At 65.5% G+C, this 19,170-nt stretch carries 15 protein-coding genes and 2 pseudogenes; 12 read left to right on the top strand and 5 right to left on the bottom strand.

Going from position 1 to position 19,170, the window contains the following annotated elements; translation table 11 throughout:
- The first annotated feature begins 21 nt into the window (after window positions 1–21).
- Complete coding sequence (locus ACTUWL_RS25065) at window positions 22–1,686, top strand: aminotransferase class III-fold pyridoxal phosphate-dependent enzyme (protein WP_021081482.1); 1,665 nt, start codon at window positions 22–24, stop codon at window positions 1,684–1,686.
- Window positions 1,687–1,968: 282 nt separating this feature from the next.
- Here ACTUWL_RS25065 and ACTUWL_RS25060 read toward each other — a convergent pair whose 3' ends face one another.
- From ACTUWL_RS25060 to ACTUWL_RS25050, 3 genes are all read right to left on the bottom strand, one after another.
- Window positions 1,969–2,586: a hypothetical protein gene (locus ACTUWL_RS25060; RefSeq protein ID WP_021081481.1), complete on the bottom strand. Its 618-nt coding sequence runs from the start codon at window positions 2,584–2,586 to the stop codon at window positions 1,969–1,971.
- Between the two features lie 220 nt (window positions 2,587–2,806).
- Window positions 2,807–3,496, bottom strand: a complete 690-nt coding sequence (locus tag ACTUWL_RS25055; RefSeq protein WP_021081480.1) for a class I SAM-dependent methyltransferase — start codon at window positions 3,494–3,496, stop codon at window positions 2,807–2,809.
- A 33-nt stretch (window positions 3,497–3,529) separates the two neighbouring features.
- Window positions 3,530–4,585 (bottom strand): glycosyltransferase family 4 protein, encoded by a 1,056-nt coding sequence (locus ACTUWL_RS25050; protein WP_021081479.1) that lies wholly within the window; start codon window positions 4,583–4,585, stop codon window positions 3,530–3,532.
- Between the two features lie 138 nt (window positions 4,586–4,723).
- Between ACTUWL_RS25050 and ACTUWL_RS25045 the strand changes: the two genes are divergently transcribed.
- The 5 genes from ACTUWL_RS25045 (at window position 4,724) to ACTUWL_RS25025 (ending at window position 11,016) form a co-directional block, all read left to right on the top strand.
- Window positions 4,724–6,106 carry a TAXI family TRAP transporter solute-binding subunit gene (locus tag ACTUWL_RS25045; protein ID WP_021081478.1) on the top strand — a complete coding sequence of 461 codons (1,383 nt, stop codon included), beginning with the start codon at window positions 4,724–4,726 and terminating at the stop codon, window positions 6,104–6,106.
- Between the two features lie 113 nt (window positions 6,107–6,219).
- Entirely contained in the window at window positions 6,220–7,002 is a 783-nt protein-coding gene (locus ACTUWL_RS25040) for a sulfite exporter TauE/SafE family protein (protein WP_035653013.1), read from the top strand.
- Between the two features lie 181 nt (window positions 7,003–7,183).
- Window positions 7,184–7,858, top strand: coding sequence for a L,D-transpeptidase (locus ACTUWL_RS25035; RefSeq protein ID WP_021081476.1), 675 nt, complete (start codon window positions 7,184–7,186; stop codon window positions 7,856–7,858).
- A gap of 208 nt (window positions 7,859–8,066) precedes the next feature.
- Window positions 8,067–9,635 carry a DUF4403 family protein gene (locus tag ACTUWL_RS25030; protein ID WP_021081475.1) on the top strand — a complete coding sequence of 523 codons (1,569 nt, stop codon included), beginning with the start codon at window positions 8,067–8,069 and terminating at the stop codon, window positions 9,633–9,635.
- A 166-nt stretch (window positions 9,636–9,801) separates the two neighbouring features.
- Window positions 9,802–11,016: an ABC transporter substrate-binding protein gene (locus tag ACTUWL_RS25025; RefSeq protein ID WP_021081474.1), complete on the top strand. Its 1,215-nt coding sequence runs from the start codon at window positions 9,802–9,804 to the stop codon at window positions 11,014–11,016.
- Window positions 11,017–11,127: 111 nt separating this feature from the next.
- Here ACTUWL_RS25025 and ACTUWL_RS25020 read toward each other — a convergent pair whose 3' ends face one another.
- Together ACTUWL_RS25020 and ACTUWL_RS25015 are read right to left on the bottom strand one after the other, a co-directional pair.
- Complete coding sequence (locus tag ACTUWL_RS25020) at window positions 11,128–11,280, bottom strand: hypothetical protein (protein WP_021081473.1); 153 nt, start codon at window positions 11,278–11,280, stop codon at window positions 11,128–11,130.
- Window positions 11,281–11,383: 103 nt separating this feature from the next.
- Entirely contained in the window at window positions 11,384–11,671 is a 288-nt protein-coding gene (locus tag ACTUWL_RS25015) for a hypothetical protein (RefSeq protein WP_021081472.1), read from the bottom strand.
- Window positions 11,672–12,125: 454 nt separating this feature from the next.
- On the opposite strand from ACTUWL_RS25015, the gene ACTUWL_RS25010 reads away from it, so the two are divergent.
- The 6 genes and pseudogenes from ACTUWL_RS25010 to istB all read left to right on the top strand — a co-directional run bounded on the left by ACTUWL_RS25010 (window position 12,126) and on the right by istB (window position 19,137).
- Complete coding sequence (locus ACTUWL_RS25010; RefSeq protein ID WP_291730369.1) at window positions 12,126–13,115, top strand: HlyD family secretion protein; 990 nt, start codon at window positions 12,126–12,128, stop codon at window positions 13,113–13,115.
- Window positions 13,112–15,442, top strand: a complete 2,331-nt coding sequence (locus tag ACTUWL_RS25005) for an ABC transporter permease (protein ID WP_021081470.1) — start codon at window positions 13,112–13,114, stop codon at window positions 15,440–15,442. Before ACTUWL_RS25010 ends, ACTUWL_RS25005 begins: the two co-directional genes overlap by 4 nt.
- Window positions 15,429–16,397 (top strand): HlyD family secretion protein, encoded by a 969-nt coding sequence (locus tag ACTUWL_RS25000; RefSeq protein ID WP_021081469.1) that lies wholly within the window; start codon window positions 15,429–15,431, stop codon window positions 16,395–16,397. Before ACTUWL_RS25005 ends, ACTUWL_RS25000 begins: the two co-directional genes overlap by 14 nt.
- Window positions 16,398–16,548: 151 nt before the next feature.
- Entirely contained in the window at window positions 16,549–17,937 is a 1,389-nt protein-coding gene (locus tag ACTUWL_RS24995) for a glycerophosphodiester phosphodiesterase family protein (RefSeq protein ID WP_021081468.1), read from the top strand.
- A 45-nt stretch (window positions 17,938–17,982) separates the two neighbouring features.
- Window positions 17,983–18,273, top strand: a pseudogene (locus tag ACTUWL_RS24990) (IS21 family transposase); the annotation flags it as partial.
- Window positions 18,273–19,137, top strand: a pseudogene (istB, locus tag ACTUWL_RS24985) (IS21-like element helper ATPase IstB). The pseudogenes ACTUWL_RS24990 and istB, both read left to right, overlap by 1 nt.
- Window positions 19,138–19,170: the final 33 nt, after the last annotated feature.

Below are 19,170 nucleotides of genomic sequence, written 5' to 3'. Positions count from 1 at the left end.
GCCGAGGCTAGCGCTTCTGTCATGGAAACATCCCTTCCGATTCTCTCGCTGTCCGCCGCCGCCCTTGCCGGCGCCGCCGCAGCCTTCCCCAAGATCCAGGCCCGCATCGCGCTGTCGCGCGCCAAGCACCGCTCGCTGACCGGACATTCCAAGATGTCCAAGATGGTCGCGCGCATGGTGCCGCACTACGAATTCGACATCGACGAGTTCTTCTGCTCCGACGGCGCGCCGAAGAACATCGCGATGCAGCGCCAGGACGGCTTCTTCCGCCTCGCCGGCCTCTACGGGGATCGCTACCCCAAGGGCCGCGCGCTCACCGCCGAGGTGACGGAGCGCATCTCCGACCTGCAGTTCACCGAATCCTACCGCGTGCCGTTCCAGTACAGCCGCCTGGTGCGCGAGCATCTGAACACCTCGGCATTCGTGCAGGCCTCCAGCGGCGTCACCGTCACCGACCTTGACGGCAATGTGGCCTACGACCTGACCGGCTCCTACGGCGTCAACATCTTCGGCAACGACTTCTACAAGGAGTGCATCGCCGAGGGTGAGAAGCGGGCGCAAGCGCTCGGCCCCGTGCTCGGCCCCTACCACCCGATCATCGCGGACAACGTCAAGCGGCTCTGCGAGCTCTCCGGCCTCGACGAGGTTTCGTTCCACATGTCCGGCACCGAAGCCGTGATGCAGGCGGTGCGGCTCGCGCGCTACCACACCAAGCGCACGCACCTGGTGCGCTTCGCCGGCAGCTATCACGGCTGGTGGGGCGAGGTGCAGCCCGGCGTCGGCAATCCGGTGTCGCCGCACGAGACCTACACGCTCGCCGACATGTCCGAGAAGACACTGCATGTGCTGCGCACCCGCAAGGACATCGCCTGCGTGCTGGTCAATCCGCTGCAGGCGCTGCATCCGAACTCCAACGCGCCCGGCGATTCCGCGCTGGTCGATTCGTCGCGCAGCTCGAAATACGACCGCGCCGCCTACACCGAATGGCTGAAGAAGCTGCGCGAGGTCTGCACCGAGCGCGGCATCGTCCTGATCTTCGACGAGGTGTTCGTCGGCTTCCGCCTCGCGGCCGGCGGCGCCCAGGAATATTTCGGCGTCAAGGCCGACATGGTGACCTACGGCAAGAGCCTCGCCGGCGGCCTGCCGGTCGGTGTGGTGTGCGGCCGCAAGGATCTGATGCGGCGCTTCCGCGACGATCGTCCCGCCGACATCTGCTTTGCGCGCGGCACCTTCAACTCGCACCCCTACGTCATGACGTCGATGGACGAGTTCCTGAGCCGGCTGGCCAGCCCGAACTTCCGCTCGATCTATAACGGGCTGGACGAGACCTGGAACGGACGCGCCAAGGCGCTCAACGACCGCCTCACGGCCGCGGGCCTTCCGGTTCGCGTCGGCAACATCTCGTCGATCTGGACCGTCTATTACACCGAGCCGTCCCGCTACAACTGGATGCTGCAATATTACCTGCGGGCCGAAGGCCTGGCGCTGAGCTGGGTCGGCACCGGCCGCCTGATCTTCACCCTGAATTACACCGACGCCGACTTCGCCGAGGTCAGCGATCGTTTCGTCGCCGCCGCCGAAAAGATGAAGCGCGACGGCTGGTGGTGGCACAAGGAAGGCCTCACCAACAAGAACATCAAGCGACAGATCCTGAAGGAGATGGTCGCCGTGAAGTTCGGGCGCTGACGGCTGGCGCCGTCCGTTTGCTCCCTCGCCCCGCTTGCGGGGAGAGAGTCGGGGTGAGTGGGACTCTCGACGAGAGCACCGATAGACGGACTCGCGGAGAGTCCCCCTCACCCGGATTGCATCTACGATGCAATCCGACCTCTCCCCGCAAGCGGGGCGAGGTGAAGTCAGCGCGTGGTCGAGAAGATTCAAGGCGAAGCCGTCTTCTTGCATGGCCCTAAGAACGGTGATGCCCGGGACGAGCCCGGGCATCACGCAGTTTGAAGACGCTGGGAGCAACGATCAGGCGTGCCTGACGTGCTTCTCGAGACCCGGATCGATCAGCTCGCCCTTCATCAGGAACAACGGCGCCTTGTGATAGAGCTTCAGGTCGTGGAACGGATCGGTGACGATCTTGGTCATCCAGACGAGGCCGGTCTCGACGTCGCGGATGAAGAACAGGTGGATGGTGCGGAACAGCAGGCCGCCGACGCCGACCGCAAGCCAGATCTTGGCGACCTGACGGGTGAAGTCGCCCATCGTGACCCAGGGCTTGAACAGGCCGAACAGCGTCGGATCGAAATACAGCACCATCGGCGACAGCGCCCAGATCGCCATCAGCACGACCTTGCGCTGCAAATTGTAGCCGACCTTGATGTCTTCCTTGTGCTCGTGGGTCGCCTGGTTGACGTGGTCATACCCCTTCGGCTCGAAGAAGAAGTGACCGGCCTGGCGCGAGGTCATCGAGACCAGCCAGCCGACCAGCGCCGACACGACCGGATCGAAGAACAGCATCACATAGGCGAACAGGAAGCTCAGCGCGCTGACGAAGTGCAGGCTCTGGTTGATCCGGCTGTGATGGTAGAAGCGATGGTCATCCCAGCGCTGGGTACGCAGCTCTTGCAGAAAATTCTTGATCATTGGTTCCCCCAACATCTTTCGGGACAGGATTTACAGGGCTTCGATGTACCGCGTGTGACATCATCATAATGACATATGACAATGCGGAGCGACACCTTGACGCGACTGGAGAAGGTCTCGCCTCATCCCGGCGATTTGCGCGGATGAGGCGGAGGGTATCGTAGCCTCCCGGTTCGGACCCGCGCTGTGCGCGACCTCACCCGGAAGGAGCTGCCTGGCCTCAGGCCGCCTTGGCGACGTCCGCCTTGCGGAAGCGGACCAGCGAGAAATGGCCGAGCGGCGGGATCAGGCGGCGCTCCGCGAGCTCCATGCCGCGCGCGCCGGCCAGCCACTTGGTGTAGCGCGACCAGGCGAATTCGGCGGTCCGGAACCCGAGCGGGCGCACCACCGGCTGCAGTGTCTGCTCGATGAAGCGGCGGACGCCGGCATCGGCGCTGACGCGGGTCAGGATGATCAATTCGCCGCCAGGCTTCACCACGCGCGCGAACTCGTCCATCGCGGCTTCCGGATTCGGCACCGCCGACAGCACGTACTGCGCCATCACGACATCGAACGAATTGTCGGGAAATTCGAGCTTCTCGGCATCCATCACCGCCAGGCCCTCGACATTCTTCAGGCCCTGCTCGGCGACGCGCTTCTTGGCCTTCTCCAGCATCGCCTCGGAGATGTCGGTGCCGAAGATGCGGACGTTTTGGCCGTAGAGCGGCAGCGAGATGCCGGTGCCGACACCGACCTCGAGCACGCGGCCGCCGATCTTGTTGGTAGCCTGGATCGCAGCCTGCCGGCCCTTGCTGAACACGCCGCCAAACACGAGGTCGTAGATCGGCGCCCAGCGGTCGTAGGCCTGCTCGACCGTCTCGCGGTCGAAGTCCATGGAACGGTCGGCGCCCAGCTTGATAATTTCAGCCATAGAGAGTCTCTCGTCTTTCGTTCGATTGAGCTGTTAATTCGGAACCGCACTGCGGCCGGCGACGCGGCGGGCGGGCCGCGGCGCGCGGCTCGGCTGCAGCGTGGCAAGATTGCCGATGAACTGACGCGCACTGTTTTCCCAGGAACGCTCCAACGCAAAATTGCGGCAGTCCGCGCGCGACATGTTCAGCGCGCGCAGGCAGGCGCTGCGCAAATCATGGTCGATCGCGCCGATCGGATGGTCCGATATGACGTCCTTCGGGCCGGTCACAGGGAACGCCGCGACCGGCGTGCCGCAGGCCAGCGCCTCGAGCTGCACGACGCCGAACGTGTCGGTCAGGCTCGGGAACACGAAGACGTCGGCGGCAGCGAGGTGCGAGGTCAAATCCTGGCCCTTCTTCTCGCCGAGGAAAATCGCGTCGGGATATTTCTGTTCCAGCGCCGCCCGTTGCGGGCCGTCGCCGACCACGACCTTGGAGCCCGGCAGCTCCAGCGACAGGAAGGCGTCGAGGTTCTTCTCCACCGCGACACGGCCCATGGTCATGAAGATCGGCCGCGGCAGATCGAGCACGGCCGGCTGATCCGGATTGAAGATCTTGGTGTCGACGCCGCGGGTCCAAGAGCCGAGCCTGCGGAAGCCGCGCTCGGCAAGCTCGGTCCGCAGCGAGTCGGTCGCAACCATCGTCATGGAGCCTGCGGCATGGAAGTGCCGCAGCACGGCGTAGCCGACGCTGTCGGGAATTCCGGTGCGCACCGAAACATATTCGGGGAAGCGCGTTGTATAGGACGTGGTGAAGGCGAGCTTGTTGCGCTGGCAATAGCCGCGCACCGCCCAGCCGATGGGCCCTTCGGTCGCGATGTGGATCGCCTCGGGCGCGGCCTCCTCGATCCGGCGCGCGATCTCGCGCCGGTTCGGCAGCGCCACCCGAAGCCCCGGATAGGTCGGCACGCCGACCGAACGGAAACCGTCGGGCGTCAGGAATTCGATCTCGGCGCCCAGCGTCGCTGCGCTGCGCGCCAGCGACGTCAGCGTCCGGACCACGCCGTTGACTTGCGGATGCCAGGCATCGGTCGCAACGAGTATGCGCATTGCAGGAGATCCAAACCGTTAATCTTGATTCTGCTCGCACGACGTTCTGACATGGATGTTTCAAACGTATGACGTCATCGAAATGTTAGGTTGTTTTTCGGGGCAAACGGCCGGTTTTTCGTGTAACGTGACAATCAGATGTCAGAGCAGAGTGAAAATCCCGGCACCACGCGCCGCAGGCTCAAACGACGAAACTCGTCGCTCCTGATCCTGGCGATCGGCATCCTTGTGTTCGGCGGCGCCGCGGGCGCGCTGCTCTACGCGCTACGTCCGGTGACGCTGTTGATCGCGGTCGGCCCGACCGGCAGTGAGGACGTCAAGCTCGTCCAGGGCTTCGCCCAGGCCTTCGCGCACAGCGGAAGCCCGGTGCGATTGAAGCCGGTCCCGACCCAGGGCGCCGCCGAAAGCATCGCGCTGTTCACTGCCAACAAGGTCGATCTCGCGGTGGTGCGCGGCGACCTCAATCTGCCAGCGAGCGCCGAGTCGGTCGCGGTCCTGCGCAAGAATGTCGTGGTGCTCTGGGCGCCCTCGGGCGGCAAAGGCAAGCGGCGGTCCGCCAAGATCAAGAGCATCGACGACCTTGCCGGGCACAAGGTCGGCGTGGTCGGCAGCACTCAGGCCAATGTCACGCTGCTGCGCGTGATCCTGACCGAGTCCGGCGTCAACCCCGACAAGGTCGCGGTCAGCCAGTTCGCCGTCAACAAGATCGCGGACCTCGCGCGCGATCCGTCGCTCGACGCCTACATGACGGTCGGCCCGCTCGACAGCAAGGTGACGGCGGAAGCGATCGCGGCGACGGCGGCCGCGCGCGGCGAGCCGAAATTCATTCCCATCGAGGTCTCCGAAGCAATCGCGCAGAAGCATCCGCTCTACGAATCGGAGGAGATCGCCGGCAGCATCTTCTCTTCGTCGCCGGCCCGTCCCGAAGACAAGGTCGAGACCGTCAGCGTCAACCACCTGATCATCGCGCAGCACAGCCTGCACGAGGCAACCGTCGGCGCGCTGGACCGGCAGCTGTTTACGCAGCGCCTCCAGGTCGCGCGCGACCTGCCGGCGGCAGCCAAGATCGAGAAGCCGGATACCGACAAGGACGCCGCATTGCCGGCGCATCAGGGCGCTGCCGCCTATATCGACGGCACCGAGCGCACCTTCCTGGAAAAATACTCCGACTATATCTGGGGCGGCATCCTGCTGCTCTCCGGCCTCGGTTCGGCCGGCGCCTGGCTGCGCCACTACATGAAGCGCGACGAGCGTGAGCAATACATCACCCACCGCGACAATCTGCTGACGCTGATCGCGCGGGTGCGCGGCGCCGAGACCGCGGAGCAGCTCGCGGCGATGCAGAGCGATGCTGACGCGCTGCTGCGCGAGGCGCTCGATTGCTACGACGACGGCGCGATCGATGAAGGCGACTTGTCGGTGATCGGGCTGACGCTGGAGCAATTCCATCACGCCGTCGCCGACCGCCGAGCCGCGCTCAACGGCGACAGGCCGGGCCTGCCGCGGATGCGCACCGGCTAGCGCACAGACGCCGATTGCACCGAGAGCAATGTGCACCGAGAGCAATATTTGGATTGCACATGCATGCGCGCGTGGCCATGTATGAGCACGACCACAACGCTCCGCACCACACCATGATCACGTCCATCATCACAGACCTGCCTGCGCCTTTCGTGCTCGCGGTGGCGCTCGCCGGCGTCTTCCTGATCGCCTTCATGAAGGGCGCGTTCGGCGGCGGCTTTGCCATCGTCGGCATCCCGCTGCTCTCGCTGGCGATGGATCCGATCGCGGCCGGCGCGCTGCTCGCGCCGCTGTTCGTCATCATGGACATCACGGCGCTGCGATTCTGGCGCCCCAATACGTGGTCGCGGGTCGACCTCGCGATGCTGCTGCCCGCGCTCGTGGTCGGCATCGGCCTCGGCTATTTCGTGCTGCGCGATCTCGACCGCCATGCCGTCGAGATCGTGATGGGCGTCGTGACGCTGGTGTTCGCCGCGCTGTGGTTCATCGGCGGCGGCGAGATCAAGCCGCGTCCGCGCTCGACCTTCAAGGCCGCGGTCGCCGGCCTGTCTTCCGGTGTCACGACGATGGTGGCGCATTCGGGCGGGCCGCCGCTTGCGATCTATCTGCTGCCGCTCGGCATGTCGAAGGCGCTCTACGCCGGCACCACCAGCCTGTTCTTCACGGTCGGCAACCTCCTGAAGGCCGGTCCGTGGCTCGTGCTCGCCACGCCGTCGCGAAGCCTGTGGATGCTGATGGCGCTTTGCGTGCCGGCCGTGCCGGTCGGCGTCTGGGCCGGTTGGCGGCTGCACGAACGGCTCGACCAGCGGGCGCTGTACCGCCTCTGCTACGCCATTCTCGTCATTACCGCGGCCAAGCTGCTGTGGGACGGACTGGCCGGATACATCCACCTCTGAGGTCGCCCGCTTGCCGGCAACCCGCCCTTAACCCTGCGACGAAACACGAACGAAACAAAACCCTAATGCCACGAAACCATTTTGGCGATTTCGTGCAAACGTCCTGAAACGCCTCCCCTGTATTGGTTTCCTCAACGATGCGCCGAACTGGCGCGCAGGGCGCAAACAACAGGGGTCGACAATGTTCAATTCCATCATGCTAAATACGCGTCTGGCTGCCGCCGCCTTCGGCGCGCTGGCGATTGGCGCCGTTGCCTTCTCGAACTCCGCCGCGGCCGCTCCGCTGCCGATGTTCCCCTTCATCCTGACGCCGCCGACCGCGGCCGTGCAGCCCCCGGTGCAGTCGATGCCGCAGGCGCAGGAGGAAGACCGTTCGGTTGAATTGCCCGCGCGCTTGCGCCGCCAGGTCGTCGCCTATCCGACCCGCGAGGCGCCCGGCACCGTGATCATAGACACCCCGCACACCTATCTCTATCTGGTGCTCGGAGGCGGTCAGGCGATGCGCTACGGCATCGGCGTCGGCCGCGACGGCTTCACCTGGTCGGGCACCCAGACCATCACCAAGAAGGCAGAGTGGCCGGATTGGACCCCGCCGCCGGAAATGATCGCGCGCCAGCCCTATCTGCCGCGTCACATGGCTGGCGGCCCCGGCAACCCGCTCGGCGCCCGCGCCATGTATCTCGGCGGTACCGTGTATCGCATCCACGGCACCAACGCGCCGGAGACGATAGGTACCCATGTCTCCTCCGGTTGCCTGCGCCTCACCAATGAGGACGTCACCGACCTCTATTCGCGGGTCAGCGTCGGCACCAAGGTGATCGTGCTGCCGATGACCGACCGTCGCGCCGCGCTTTAGCCGGACATTTCCAGACATCGACGACGGCTCCGGCATCTTGCCGGGGCCGTTGTCGCGTTCATATTCGTTAACGACCAGATCGTTAACGTCTGAGTGATCCCGGGCGGGCCGCCGGCCCCCGCCCCCGAAGCAGCGTGATCCCGCCACACTGGCGCCCTCGTCGGGGGGCCTGTACAACCCGTCAAGTTGATTTTCATCCGGGGGGACGATGCGTCTACCGATGCATCCAAGGACGATCGCGCTCGGGCTCACCGTGGTCCTCGTCTCGTTCGCGATCAGCCTCAAAGCCATGGACTGGCTCGCGCCGAGCGTCACCGTGCAGACGCCGCCACTGGTACAATTGCCGCCGCTGCCGCCGTCGCCGCGCTCCTCGACGGTCGTGGCGCAGGTCTCGGTCGCGCTGTCGGCGATCCGCGATGCCGCCGAACGCGGCGCGCCCAAGACCTTCGGCGGCAAGGCCGACAACCCGGTCCAGCAAATCCTGCAAAATGCCGACATCGGCTGGACCGCGTCGCGCGGGCCGATCGCGGCCACCGGCGCGCAGGACGTGCTGACGCTGACGACCCCGATCAACGGCACGCTCAAGGTCACCGGCTCGCTATCGGACAAGGCGACCGGTGCCGTCACCAACGCGCTCGGCAGCCTGCTCGGCGGCAATGTCGCCAGGCAGATCGGCTCCGTGAACATCAAGAACGTCAACGCCAACGCCGACATCAAGGGCAGCGTCACGCTGACTGCGCGGCCGAAGCTCGGCGCGTCCTGGCGGATCGAGCCGAACCTGCAGGCGCAGGTCAATCTCGGCGACACCAGCCTGTCGGCCGCCGGCGTCCGCATCAGCGTGCCGGCCCAGGTCAAGCCGGTGATCGACAAGGCGGTCGCCGACCAGATTTCCGTGGTGGAGGCACGGTTGCGCAACGACCCGGTGTTCCAGAACAGCGCCCGCGCGCAATGGGCCAAAGCCTGCCGGTCGATCCCGCTGCAGGGCACCGGCGGCACCTCGTCGATGCCGCCGATGTGGCTCGAGCTGCGGCCGACCCGCGCGATCGCGGCCCAGCCCAAGGTCGATGCGTCGTCGGTGATCCTGACCATGGGAATCGAGGCCGAGACGCGGATCACCGAGGCACAGACGACCCCGAACTGCCCGTTCCCCGACAAGCTCTCCATCGTGCCGCCGATGTCGAGCCAGGTCGCGATCGGCCTGCCGGTCGACATGTCCTTCACGACGCTGACGCAGCTCGTCGAGGCGCAGCTGAAAGGCAAGACTTTCCCCGAGGACGGCTCCGGCCCGGTCGACGTCACCGTCAAGAGCGCGAGCATCGCCGCCTCCGGCGACCGGCTTCTGATCTCGCTGCTGGTGCACGCCAAGGAGAAGAAGAGCTTCTTCGGCCTCGGCGCCGAGGCGACCGTGCACATCTGGGGCCGGCCGCGGCTCGACCAGGCGGCGCAGACGCTGCGGCTCGCCGACGTCGAGCTGGCGGTCGAGTCCGAGGCTGCGTTCGGCCTGCTCGGCGCCGCCGCGCGCGCCGCGATCCCGCATCTGCAGCAGGCGCTCGCCGACCGGATGGTGGTCGACCTCAAGCCGTTCGCGAGCAACGCGCAGCGCAAGATCGCCGCCGCCATCGCCGACCTGCAGAAGAACGAGGAAGGCATCCGGGTCGATGCCGACGTCACCAGCATCCGCCTCGCCAGCATCGCTTTCGATTCGAAAACGCTCCGCGTGGTCGTGGAAACCGACGGCACCATCAAGGCCGCCGTCACCGCGCTACCGGCGCTGTAACTTGGCTCTCCCTCTCCCCGCTCTTTGCGGGGAGAGGTGAATGGCGCCCGCCGTGCCTCGCTCCCCCGCCGCATGCCCAAAAAGTCGCCTTTGCGACAGGTTGCCGCACCGGATAGAAGGTGCCCGTGGAAGCAATCTTCGACGAAAAACCAGGGAGAGAAACACGATGAAATCGCTCTTGGCCGCAGCGGCGGCCAGCCTCGCGCTTGCGGCCTCCGGCACCGCGGCCAACGCCCAGATCTCCGACGACGTCGTCAAGCTCGGCGTGCTCACCGACATGTCGAGCCTCTATGCGGACGCCACCGGCAAGGGCTCGGTCGCCGCCGTCGAGATGGCGGTCGCCGACTACGGCGGCAAGGTGAAGGGCAAGCCGATCCAGGTCGTCGTGGCCGATCATCAGAACAAGCCCGACGTCGGCGTCAGCATCGCGCGCAACTGGTACGACAACGACAAGGTCGATGCGATCCTCGACGTGCCGACCTCATCGGTCGCGCTGCCGATCTCGGCGCTGACGCGCGAGAAGAACAAGATCCACATCAACTCCGGCGGCGGCTCATCCGACATCACCGGCACCGCCTGCTCGCCCAACACCGTGCACTGGACCTACGACACCTACGCGCTGTCGAACGTCGCCGGCAAGGCGATGGTCAAGCGCGGCGAGGACACCTGGTTCTTCGTCACCGCCGACTACGCTTTCGGCATGGCGCTGCAGCGCGACGCTGCCAACGTCGTCAAGGAGACCGGCGGCAAGGTGCTCGGCGACGTGCGCCATCCGCTCAACTCGTCGGACTTCTCGTCCTTCCTGCTGCAGGCGCAGGCCTCCAAGGCCAAGGTCGTGGCGCTGGCCAATGCCGGCGGCGACACCACCACCGCGTTGAAGCAGGCCGCAGAGTTCGGCCTGGCCCAGGGCGGCCAGAAGCTGATCGCGCTGCTGATGGAGATCACCGATACCCACGCACTCGGCCTGAAGGCGACGCAGGGCCTGATCGTCACCGACGCCTTCTACTGGGACATGAACGACGAGACCCGCGCCTTCTCGAAGCGCTTCAATGAGAAGGTCGGCCACATGCCGACCATGATCCAGGCCGGCCTCTACTCGGCGACCATGCATTACCTGAAGGCGATCGAGGCCGTCGGCACCGACGAGGCGCCGAAGGTGATGGAGCAGATGCGCAAAACGCCGATCAACGACTTCTTCGCCAAGAACGGCCATATCCGCATCGACGGCCGCATGGTGCACGACATGTACCTGTTCGAGACCAAGAAGCCCGAGGAATCCAAGAACGAGTGGGACCTCTACAAGCTGATCGCCACCGTGCCCGGCGACGAAGCGTTCCGCCCGCTCGACAAGGGCGGCTGCCCGCTGGTGAAGTCGAACTGACGCACGCCGCGGCAAGCGGCCGGGTCCGCTGCAATGCGCGCCCGCCAAGAGCCAATGAAAACGCGCCCGGCCATACCGGGCGCGTTTTTCATTTCGGGCCGTCAGCCCGCGCTATTCGCCATTCGCACCTGGAATCATCCAGGTCGAATAGGTCTGCCAGACGCCATCGCCCAGATTGCGTTGATAGGCAATGAAGTCGGCATGGTCGCCGTGCACGAGTTCAAAGCGATAGAACCTCGAGAGGTCGTCGATCTGCTTGGTCATGGAACGTCTCCGTCATAAGGGAAAGTCCTGTATTTCGACGTAGTCGGCGCAAGCTTGCGATCAATAGGATGACAATCATCATTCAATCACAGATTCGAGAGCCTCAGCGCCGGGCACGATGCGAAATGCGGCGCGGCGCCTCAACGACGCCGATACCGCTTTCCAGCGCCTGGAGCCTCTGCAGCACCGCCGGCGGCTCGAGCACGAGCTTGGCGGCAGGCGTCGGCGCACCGTTGTTGAGCACGTCCCGATACGGATAGAGCGCCTGGAAGGCGGCTGGCTCGGAGATCGCGGCCTGGGCAGAGGCCGCCGTCGCCGCGATGGCCGACAGCGCCGCAGCCAGCGCGATGGTTTTCAACGTCCCGGCGAGATAGGAAATCCTGGTGGTCATGGTAACGCTCCTGATTTACATCGTACACGATTAATTCGCTCGCGCTTGATAAAGGGATGGCGCGGCCAGCCTTCAAGTATCCCGATTTAATCGGATGCGATTTATTCGGGTGCCAGGGCTTCAACTATCCGTGTGATCGGCGCGGCCATGCGCGGCCGGCAAGGCCGGTTTGTTCGCATCGCACCGCTCGCGCCGACGTCGCATCAACCGGCAGTGATCGCAATCGCTCTGGAACATTGAAACGTGATGGCAGCAGCGAATGCGCGCGCAGTTGAACCGGACAGATTCGAGCAAGATCGGACAAGCGGCCGAGGTTGGCAGGATTTAACATCCGCGCCATAGTGAATGACTATCCTGGTCATGAGCCAATGTGGGGTCAGCTATGGACGTGTCACCTTCTGGTAGCGAGAGCCAAAGCACGCCGCAGCCGCCACAAGCAACGCCCCAGGAGAATGTGCACGCCTCAACGCGCATGCCGGCGATCATCGTCGGCGTCGTTGCCGCCGTCATCGTCGCGCTGTCTGCCTATTATCTGCTGCGGCCCGAGCCGCTGCTGGTGCAGGGCGAGGTCGATGCGACGCGGCTCGACATCGCCGCGCGCGTCGACGGTCGCGTCAAGAACATCCCGGTCGAACGCGGACAGAACGTGACCGCGGGTGCCGTGCTGGTGCAGATCGACAACCCGGAAACGCTTGCCAAGCAGGACCAGATGCGAGCGGCAAAGGCCGTCGCCGATGCGCAGCTCGCCAATGTGCTGGTCGGCACGCGGGTCGAGACCATCGCCGCTCGCAAGGCCGAGATGGAGCGCGCCGAGGCCGCGCAGGTGCTGGCCCAGAAGACCTACGATCGCGCCAAGACGCTGACCGAGCAAGGCAACGCGCCGCAGGCTCGCCTCGACCAGACCACCGACGCATTGCACGAAGCCGAGCGCGGGCTCGATCAGGCGAAATCAGCCTATGAGCAGGCGGTCAACGGCTACACCAAGGAAGAACGCGCGATCGCGAAGGCAAACGTCGAGAAGGCTGAAGCTGATATCCAGAGCGTCCAATCGGTCATCGACCAGCTCGCAGTCTACGCGCCGGTTGCAGCGCAAGTCTATCAGCGCAACGTCGAGCCGGGCGAGTTCGTCTCCCCGGGCGTGCCGCTGGTGACGCTGATCAACCTGGCCGATCTGTGGATCCACTTCGATCTGCGCGAAGATCTGGTCAAGGGGCTGAAGGTCGGCGACAAGTTCGACGTCCGCATTCCGGCGCTCGATGACCGCCATGTCACGGTCGAGGTCAAGCTGATCGCGACCAAGGGCGAATATGCGAGTTGGCGCGCCACCCGCGCCACCGGCGATTTCGACTTGCGGACATTCTCGATCCGCGCCTATCCGGTGCAGCCGGTGCCCGAGTTGCGGCCCGGCATGAGCGCCTATCTCGACTGGCGGTCGCGCCAATGACGCTGGCGTCGAAGCCCGGATTCTGGCGGGTCGCACAGCGCGAGTGCCGGTGGCTGTTGCACGACCGCGTCGCACTGCTGCTGATCTTCGGCGTGCCGCTGTTTGCCTTCGCGGTGCTCACGACCGTGTTCAGCCAGCCGGTCATCCGCGGCCTCGGCGTCACGATCGTCGACACCGACAAGTCGGATACCTCGCGCGCGCTGACGCAACACGTGGCGGCGTCTCCGAGCCTGAAAATCGTCGACGATTCCGGCTCGCTCGCCACCGCCGTGCAGGACATCCGTTCCGGTAAGGCGATCTCGGCGATCTTCATCCCGCCGAACTTTGAACGCGACCTGAAGGCCGATCGCCGTCCGCAGGTGGTCGGCTTCTACAACCAGCAATTCCTGACCGCGGCCGGCATCGCCTCGTCGGGCCTCAACGATGCCCTGTCCGCCGCGGCGAACGCGGCAGCGCCGGCCAGCCGCGCCGCCCCAGCGCCGGCGTCGATCGGCACGCTATCAGCAGAGACCATCGCGCTGGTCAATCCGCAGAAGAACTACGCCCAGTTCCTGCTGCGCGCGCTGCTGCCGACCATCATCCATGTTGTGATCACGCTCGCCGCCGGCTACTCGGTCGGCTCCGAATTCCGCCGCCGCAACGGGCGGGAGTGGCTCGCAAGCGCAGGCGGCGATCCGGTCGCAGCGCTGGCCGGCAAGCTGGCGCCGCTGTTCTGCATCTTCGTCGTGATCATGCTGGCGGTGACCCTCGTGCTGGAGGGCGCACTGCAGATCCCGTTCAAGGGCGACATCCTGCTGATGATCGCCGCCGGCTCGCTGCTCATCATCGCCTATCTGTCGATCGGTGCGCTGTTGCAGCTCGCGGTCGGCGACCTCGCGACGGGGCTGGGACTCGCCGGCCTGGTCGCCTCCCCCGCCTTCGGCTATGCGGGCGTCGGCTTTCCGACCATCGGCATGAACACGTTTGCGCAGGTCTGGAGCGCGATACTGCCGCTGCGCTGGTACATGGCGGTGCTGATGGGACAGGCAGCGCGCGGGTTACCAGTCTCGGAATCCGCATTTCCCTTCGCTGCGCTCGCCGGGCTCACACTGCTGTTTGCCGGTCTTGCATGGCTGCGCATGGCGAGCCTGACGCGCAAGGGCTTCTTCGAAATGGCTCAGCCTGCCGAAGCGCCGGAGCGCGGCCCGACGCCGCCCGGCATCGGCGGCGCCTTCCTGGGGGAGTGGCGGCGCGTGCTCGGAACGCGCAGTGCGTTCACCTTGCTGTTCCTGGCTCCGCTGATCTACGGCATCTACTACCCGCAACCTTATCTGAACCAGATCCTGCGCAAGCTCCCGATCGCGGTCGTCGACAATGATCTCAGCGATCTCTCCCGCCAGGTCGTCGAGACGCTGGATGCCAGCGGGACATTGAGCGTGACGGTTCGCGCACGCACGCTGGCGGAGGCGCGGAGCGCGATCGATCGCGGCGAAGCGTTTGCCGCGGTGCAGATCCCGCCCGGCACCGAGCGCGACGTGCTGAAGGGCATCACGGCGCATATCCCGGTCTACGCCGACGCCACCTATCTGTTCATCTTCCGCTCGACCGCTGGCGCCGTCGCCACCGCGATCGGCACGCTGACATCCGAATTGGTGTCGCGCGGCGCCCGCGCCGACGGCAGCCTTGTCAAGGCCAAGCTGGCGAGCCTCAGCCCGGCCAACGTCCTGCTGCAACCGATCTTCAACCCGGTCGGCGGCTATGCGAGCTATATCGTGCCGGCGGCGTTCATCCTGATCCTGCAACAGACGCTGCTGATCGGCGCGGCGATGCTGACCGGCACGGCGCTGGCGAATTCCCGCAACACGGTCGCGGGCGTGTTCGGGCGCGGCGTGGCCCACCTGACGATCTATCTGCCGGCGCTCGCGCTCTATCTGATCGTGCTGCCGCGGATCTATGGTTTCTCGACGCTCGGGCATCTGCCGCAGATCTTCGCGCTGGCGAGCGTGTTCCTGCTGGCGACGAGCTTCCTGGGACAGGCGATCGGCGCCTGGTTCACGCGGCCGGAGAACGCCACCATCCTGCTGCTGGCGACCAGCCTGCCGCAATTCTTCACCGCCGGCTTCGCATGGCCGCGCGAGGCGATCCCCGCTGCGGCCACCGCGCTCGGCCGGCTGTTCCCGGCCGACTCCGCGATCGATGGCCTCGTGCGCATCAACCAACTCGGCGCCAGCATCTGGGAGGTCTCGCATGACTGGCTCAGGCTGTGGTGCCTCGCCGTGGGCTATTTCGCGCTCGCCGTGATCTCCGCGCTGGTGTTCAAGAGAGGACAGCAAGATGCCCAACGCTAGGCGCGTCGCCGTCATCGCGATCCCCCTTGCGCTCGTCGCAGGCACGCTGATCTATGCAAGCCGCGCGACGCCGACGCCCGCGATCGTCGGCGTGGTCCGCTCGACCGAGGTCAGGATCGAGCCGGAGGTGAACGGCCAGCTGGTGTCGATCGCGGTCGAGAAAGGCGCGCAGGTGCACGCCGGCGACGTCCTTGCCAGGCTCTCCGCCGTCGAGCTAACCGCGCAGGCGGATCAGGCGCGGGCAGCGCTCGCCGCCGCGGTCGCAAGCCGCAACAATGTCTATGCCGGCGTCCGCCGCGAGCAGGTCGATTCGCTGAAAGCGGCGATCTCCAAGGCCAACTCGCGCCTCGACTATGTCGAGACCCAGTTCAAGCGGATCAACACGCTGGCAGGCCAGAATTTCGAAACCCAGCAGGCGCTCGACCAGGCCGAGAATGACGTCGCCGCGGCGCGCGCTGGCGTGGCGGCGGCGCAGGCGAATTACGATGCCGCGGTGGCGGGGCCGACCAAGGAGGAGCGCGCCATCGCCGACGCGCAGGTGCAGGCCGCTGCGGCCGCCGTCGCGGTGCTCGAACGCCGGCTCGACAAGATGGTGCTGCGCGCGCCGGTCGATGGCGTGGTCAGCGTGATCGCTGCGGAACTGGGCGAGAACGTGCGTGCGGGTCAGCCGATCATGGCGGTCGCGGCGGCCGGCGGGCAATGGCTCTCGTTCAACGTGCGCGAGGACCATCTCGACGGTCTTGCGATCGGAAGCACCGTGAACGTCAACCGCAATGCCGGCGGCGGCGCGACCAAGGCCCTCGTCACCGAGTTGCGGCCGCTCGGCGTGTTCGCCACCTGGCAGGCCGAGCGCGTGATCGGCGATCACGACCGCAACACGCTGCGGCTGCGCCTCGACCCCGCCGGCGCCGCAGAAGGTCTCGAACCCGGCATGAGCGTCCGGATCGAACGCTGATACGCGGGACGCCGGCCCGTTGTCCGCCCGCGCCTGCCCAACAGTCATCGGACTGTCAGAAGATTGAGACAAGAAGATAGCCGCGTCGGCCCGGTTCGGCTCGGCCGTTGCGGCATCGCCCCGATGCCGCACAAGAGATGGAGACTTGGCCGTGAAGCACATTCGTTCGGGACGGAAACTACATTTTGCAGCGATGCTGCTCGGTGCGGCCGTCCTGCTGCCGTCGATGGCGTCGGCGCAGACCGGCCCGGCACCATCAGGCGCAAAGCCCTTCCTGACCGTCGACGGAAAGCTGCCGCTCGTCATCGGACATCGCGGCGTGCCGGGCCTGGTGCCGGAGGAGACCGAGGCCTCGTATGAGCTGGCCGCCGACCTCGGCACGGACTCGCTCGAAGAGGACCTGCACCTGACCAAGGATTGCGTGCTGGTGGCACGCCACAATCCATGGCTCGGCGACAACACCAACGTTGCCGAAGTGGCAAAGACCAACGCGGAGGTCGCCAAGCGCAAGCGCACGACGCCGGGCGTGCCCGTCAAGGTGAAATGGGCGCAAACGCCGACCAGCGGGCCGGCTGAGTATCCGAGCGACCTCGTCGATCCGGCCGATCCGAAGTCGGTGCTGAAGGCGCTGATCGTCGACGGCGACGATCACACCAACGATTGGTCGATCACCGATTTCACCATGGCCGAGCTGAGGCAGTGGATCGCCGGCACCACCTATGATGCGGCCAACGAACGGCCGAAGCTGTTCAACGGCAAATTCCCGATCATCAGCTTCCAGGACATCATCGACATCGCCAGGGCCAAGAGCAAGGCGACGGGGCGCACGATCTCGGTCTATCCGGAAACCAAGAATCCGACCTGGAACAACGCGCAGGCGATCGCCAACGGCTGCGGCGCGCCCGGCAGCCATCCGCTCGAGGATGCCCTGATCAAGATCATCAAGGAGAACGGCCTCAATGCGAAGGACGCGCCGATCATCGTGCAGAGCTTCGAGCCCGGCAGCCTGAAATACATGCGCAGCCACGGACTGGAAACGCGGCAGGTCCAGCTGATCGACGGCAACGGCGTCGACTTCAAGACCGGCAAGGTGCTGCTCAACAACATCGCCAATTCCCGTCCCTATGACTGGACGGTTGCCGGGGACAGCCGCACCTTCGATGCGATGCTGACGCCGGAAGGCCTCGCCGAGATCAAGACCTATGCCGACGGCATCGGCCCGTGGAAGGCCTATATCGTGCCGTACAAGATCTCGCCGTGGAAGGACAGCAATGCCGACGGCACGCCCTACAAGGGCTCGACGGCAGACGCATCGACGCAGGACGCCACCAGCGTCATCGCCGACGCGCACAAGCTCGGCCTGTTCGTCCACGTCTTCACGTTCCGGAACGAGAAGAAGTACCTGGCGGCCGACTATCGCAACGATCCGAGCCTCGAGTACCTGAAGTTCTTCCGTCTCGGCGTGGATGGCGTCTTCACGGACTTCACCCACACCGGTATCGCCGCCCGCGCGGCCTACTTGCGTGAACTGGGCTGGTGAGACCGGCACCAGACGCGGATTTCATGCAACTGGCGACAAAATGCGCCCGGCATCGCCGGGCGGATTCGGCGCCGGCTTGCCAGCATCGACGATGGCAGTCGGCAGATGGTCGACATCCTCAACGCGGTGCTGACCGACGGTCTGCCGGCGGTGGAAGCCGCCTGTGCCGAAGCACTCGGCCACGGCGTCCACTCTGACGACGTCGTGCTCAACATCCTGGCCAGGCAACGCGAACCCGCTCCACCGGCAAACATCATGACGCCGGCTGCGCTAACGCTCCGCCATGCGCCGATCGCCGATTGTGCCCGTTACGACAACCTCCGGAAGACCAACTGATGGAACGAACTCAAATCTTCGACCTCATGGGCGAGCTCAAGCTCTACGGCATGAAGGCCGCCTTCGACGAGATCATGGCAACCGCCATCAAGCGACAGCATGAACCTCAGCGCATCGTCGGTGACCTGCTCAACGCCGAGATCAACGAGAAGCAGGCCCGGTCGATCAAGTACCAGCTCACCATTGCAAAGTTGCCGCTCGCCAAGGATATCGCCGACTTCCAGTTCGACTGGCACACCGATCAACCAGACGCTCGTCAACGACCTTGCTAGCGGCGGCTTCATCGCTCAGCAGCGCAACGTCGTGCTCGTTGGCGGTACTGGCACGGGCAAGACCCATCTGGCCATCGCAATCGCCAGAAGTTGCATCCGATCCGGCGCCCGTGGCCGCTTCTACAATGTGGTCGACCTCATCAACCGCCTCGAGACCGAGACCCGCAACGGACGGCAGGGCCGGCTTGCTGAGCATCTCACCCGGATGGACTTTATCGTCCTGGACGAACCTGGATATCTTCCCTTTGCCCAGTCGGGTGGCCAGCTTCTCTTCCATCTCATCAGCCGGCTATATGAGCGCGCCTCCGTCATCGTCACCACCAATCTCGCCTTCGGCGAATGGCCGAGCGTGTTCGGCGATGCCAAGATGACCACCGCGCTGCTCGACCGGCTGACCCACCACTGCGACATCGTCGAGACCGGAAACGACAGTTGGCGATTCAACAGCCGAGACGACGATCACATCACCCGCGCTCGTCTCGCCTCCGCTCTCCCGGCCAGCTCCGACGAGACGAGCGCTACCAGCAAACCACGCCGTGCAAAGGGGGCAAAATTGGACGCCGATGAGGGGGCAGATTTGGACGCCGGTTGACAAGGCGTTCGCTGCGGAGTGAGCGACAAACGC

This window comes from Bradyrhizobium sp. WCU1 (assembly GCF_053474805.1).
The sequence above is the reverse complement of the archived record's forward strand: the minus strand, read 5'-3'. Positions and strand labels throughout refer to the sequence as shown.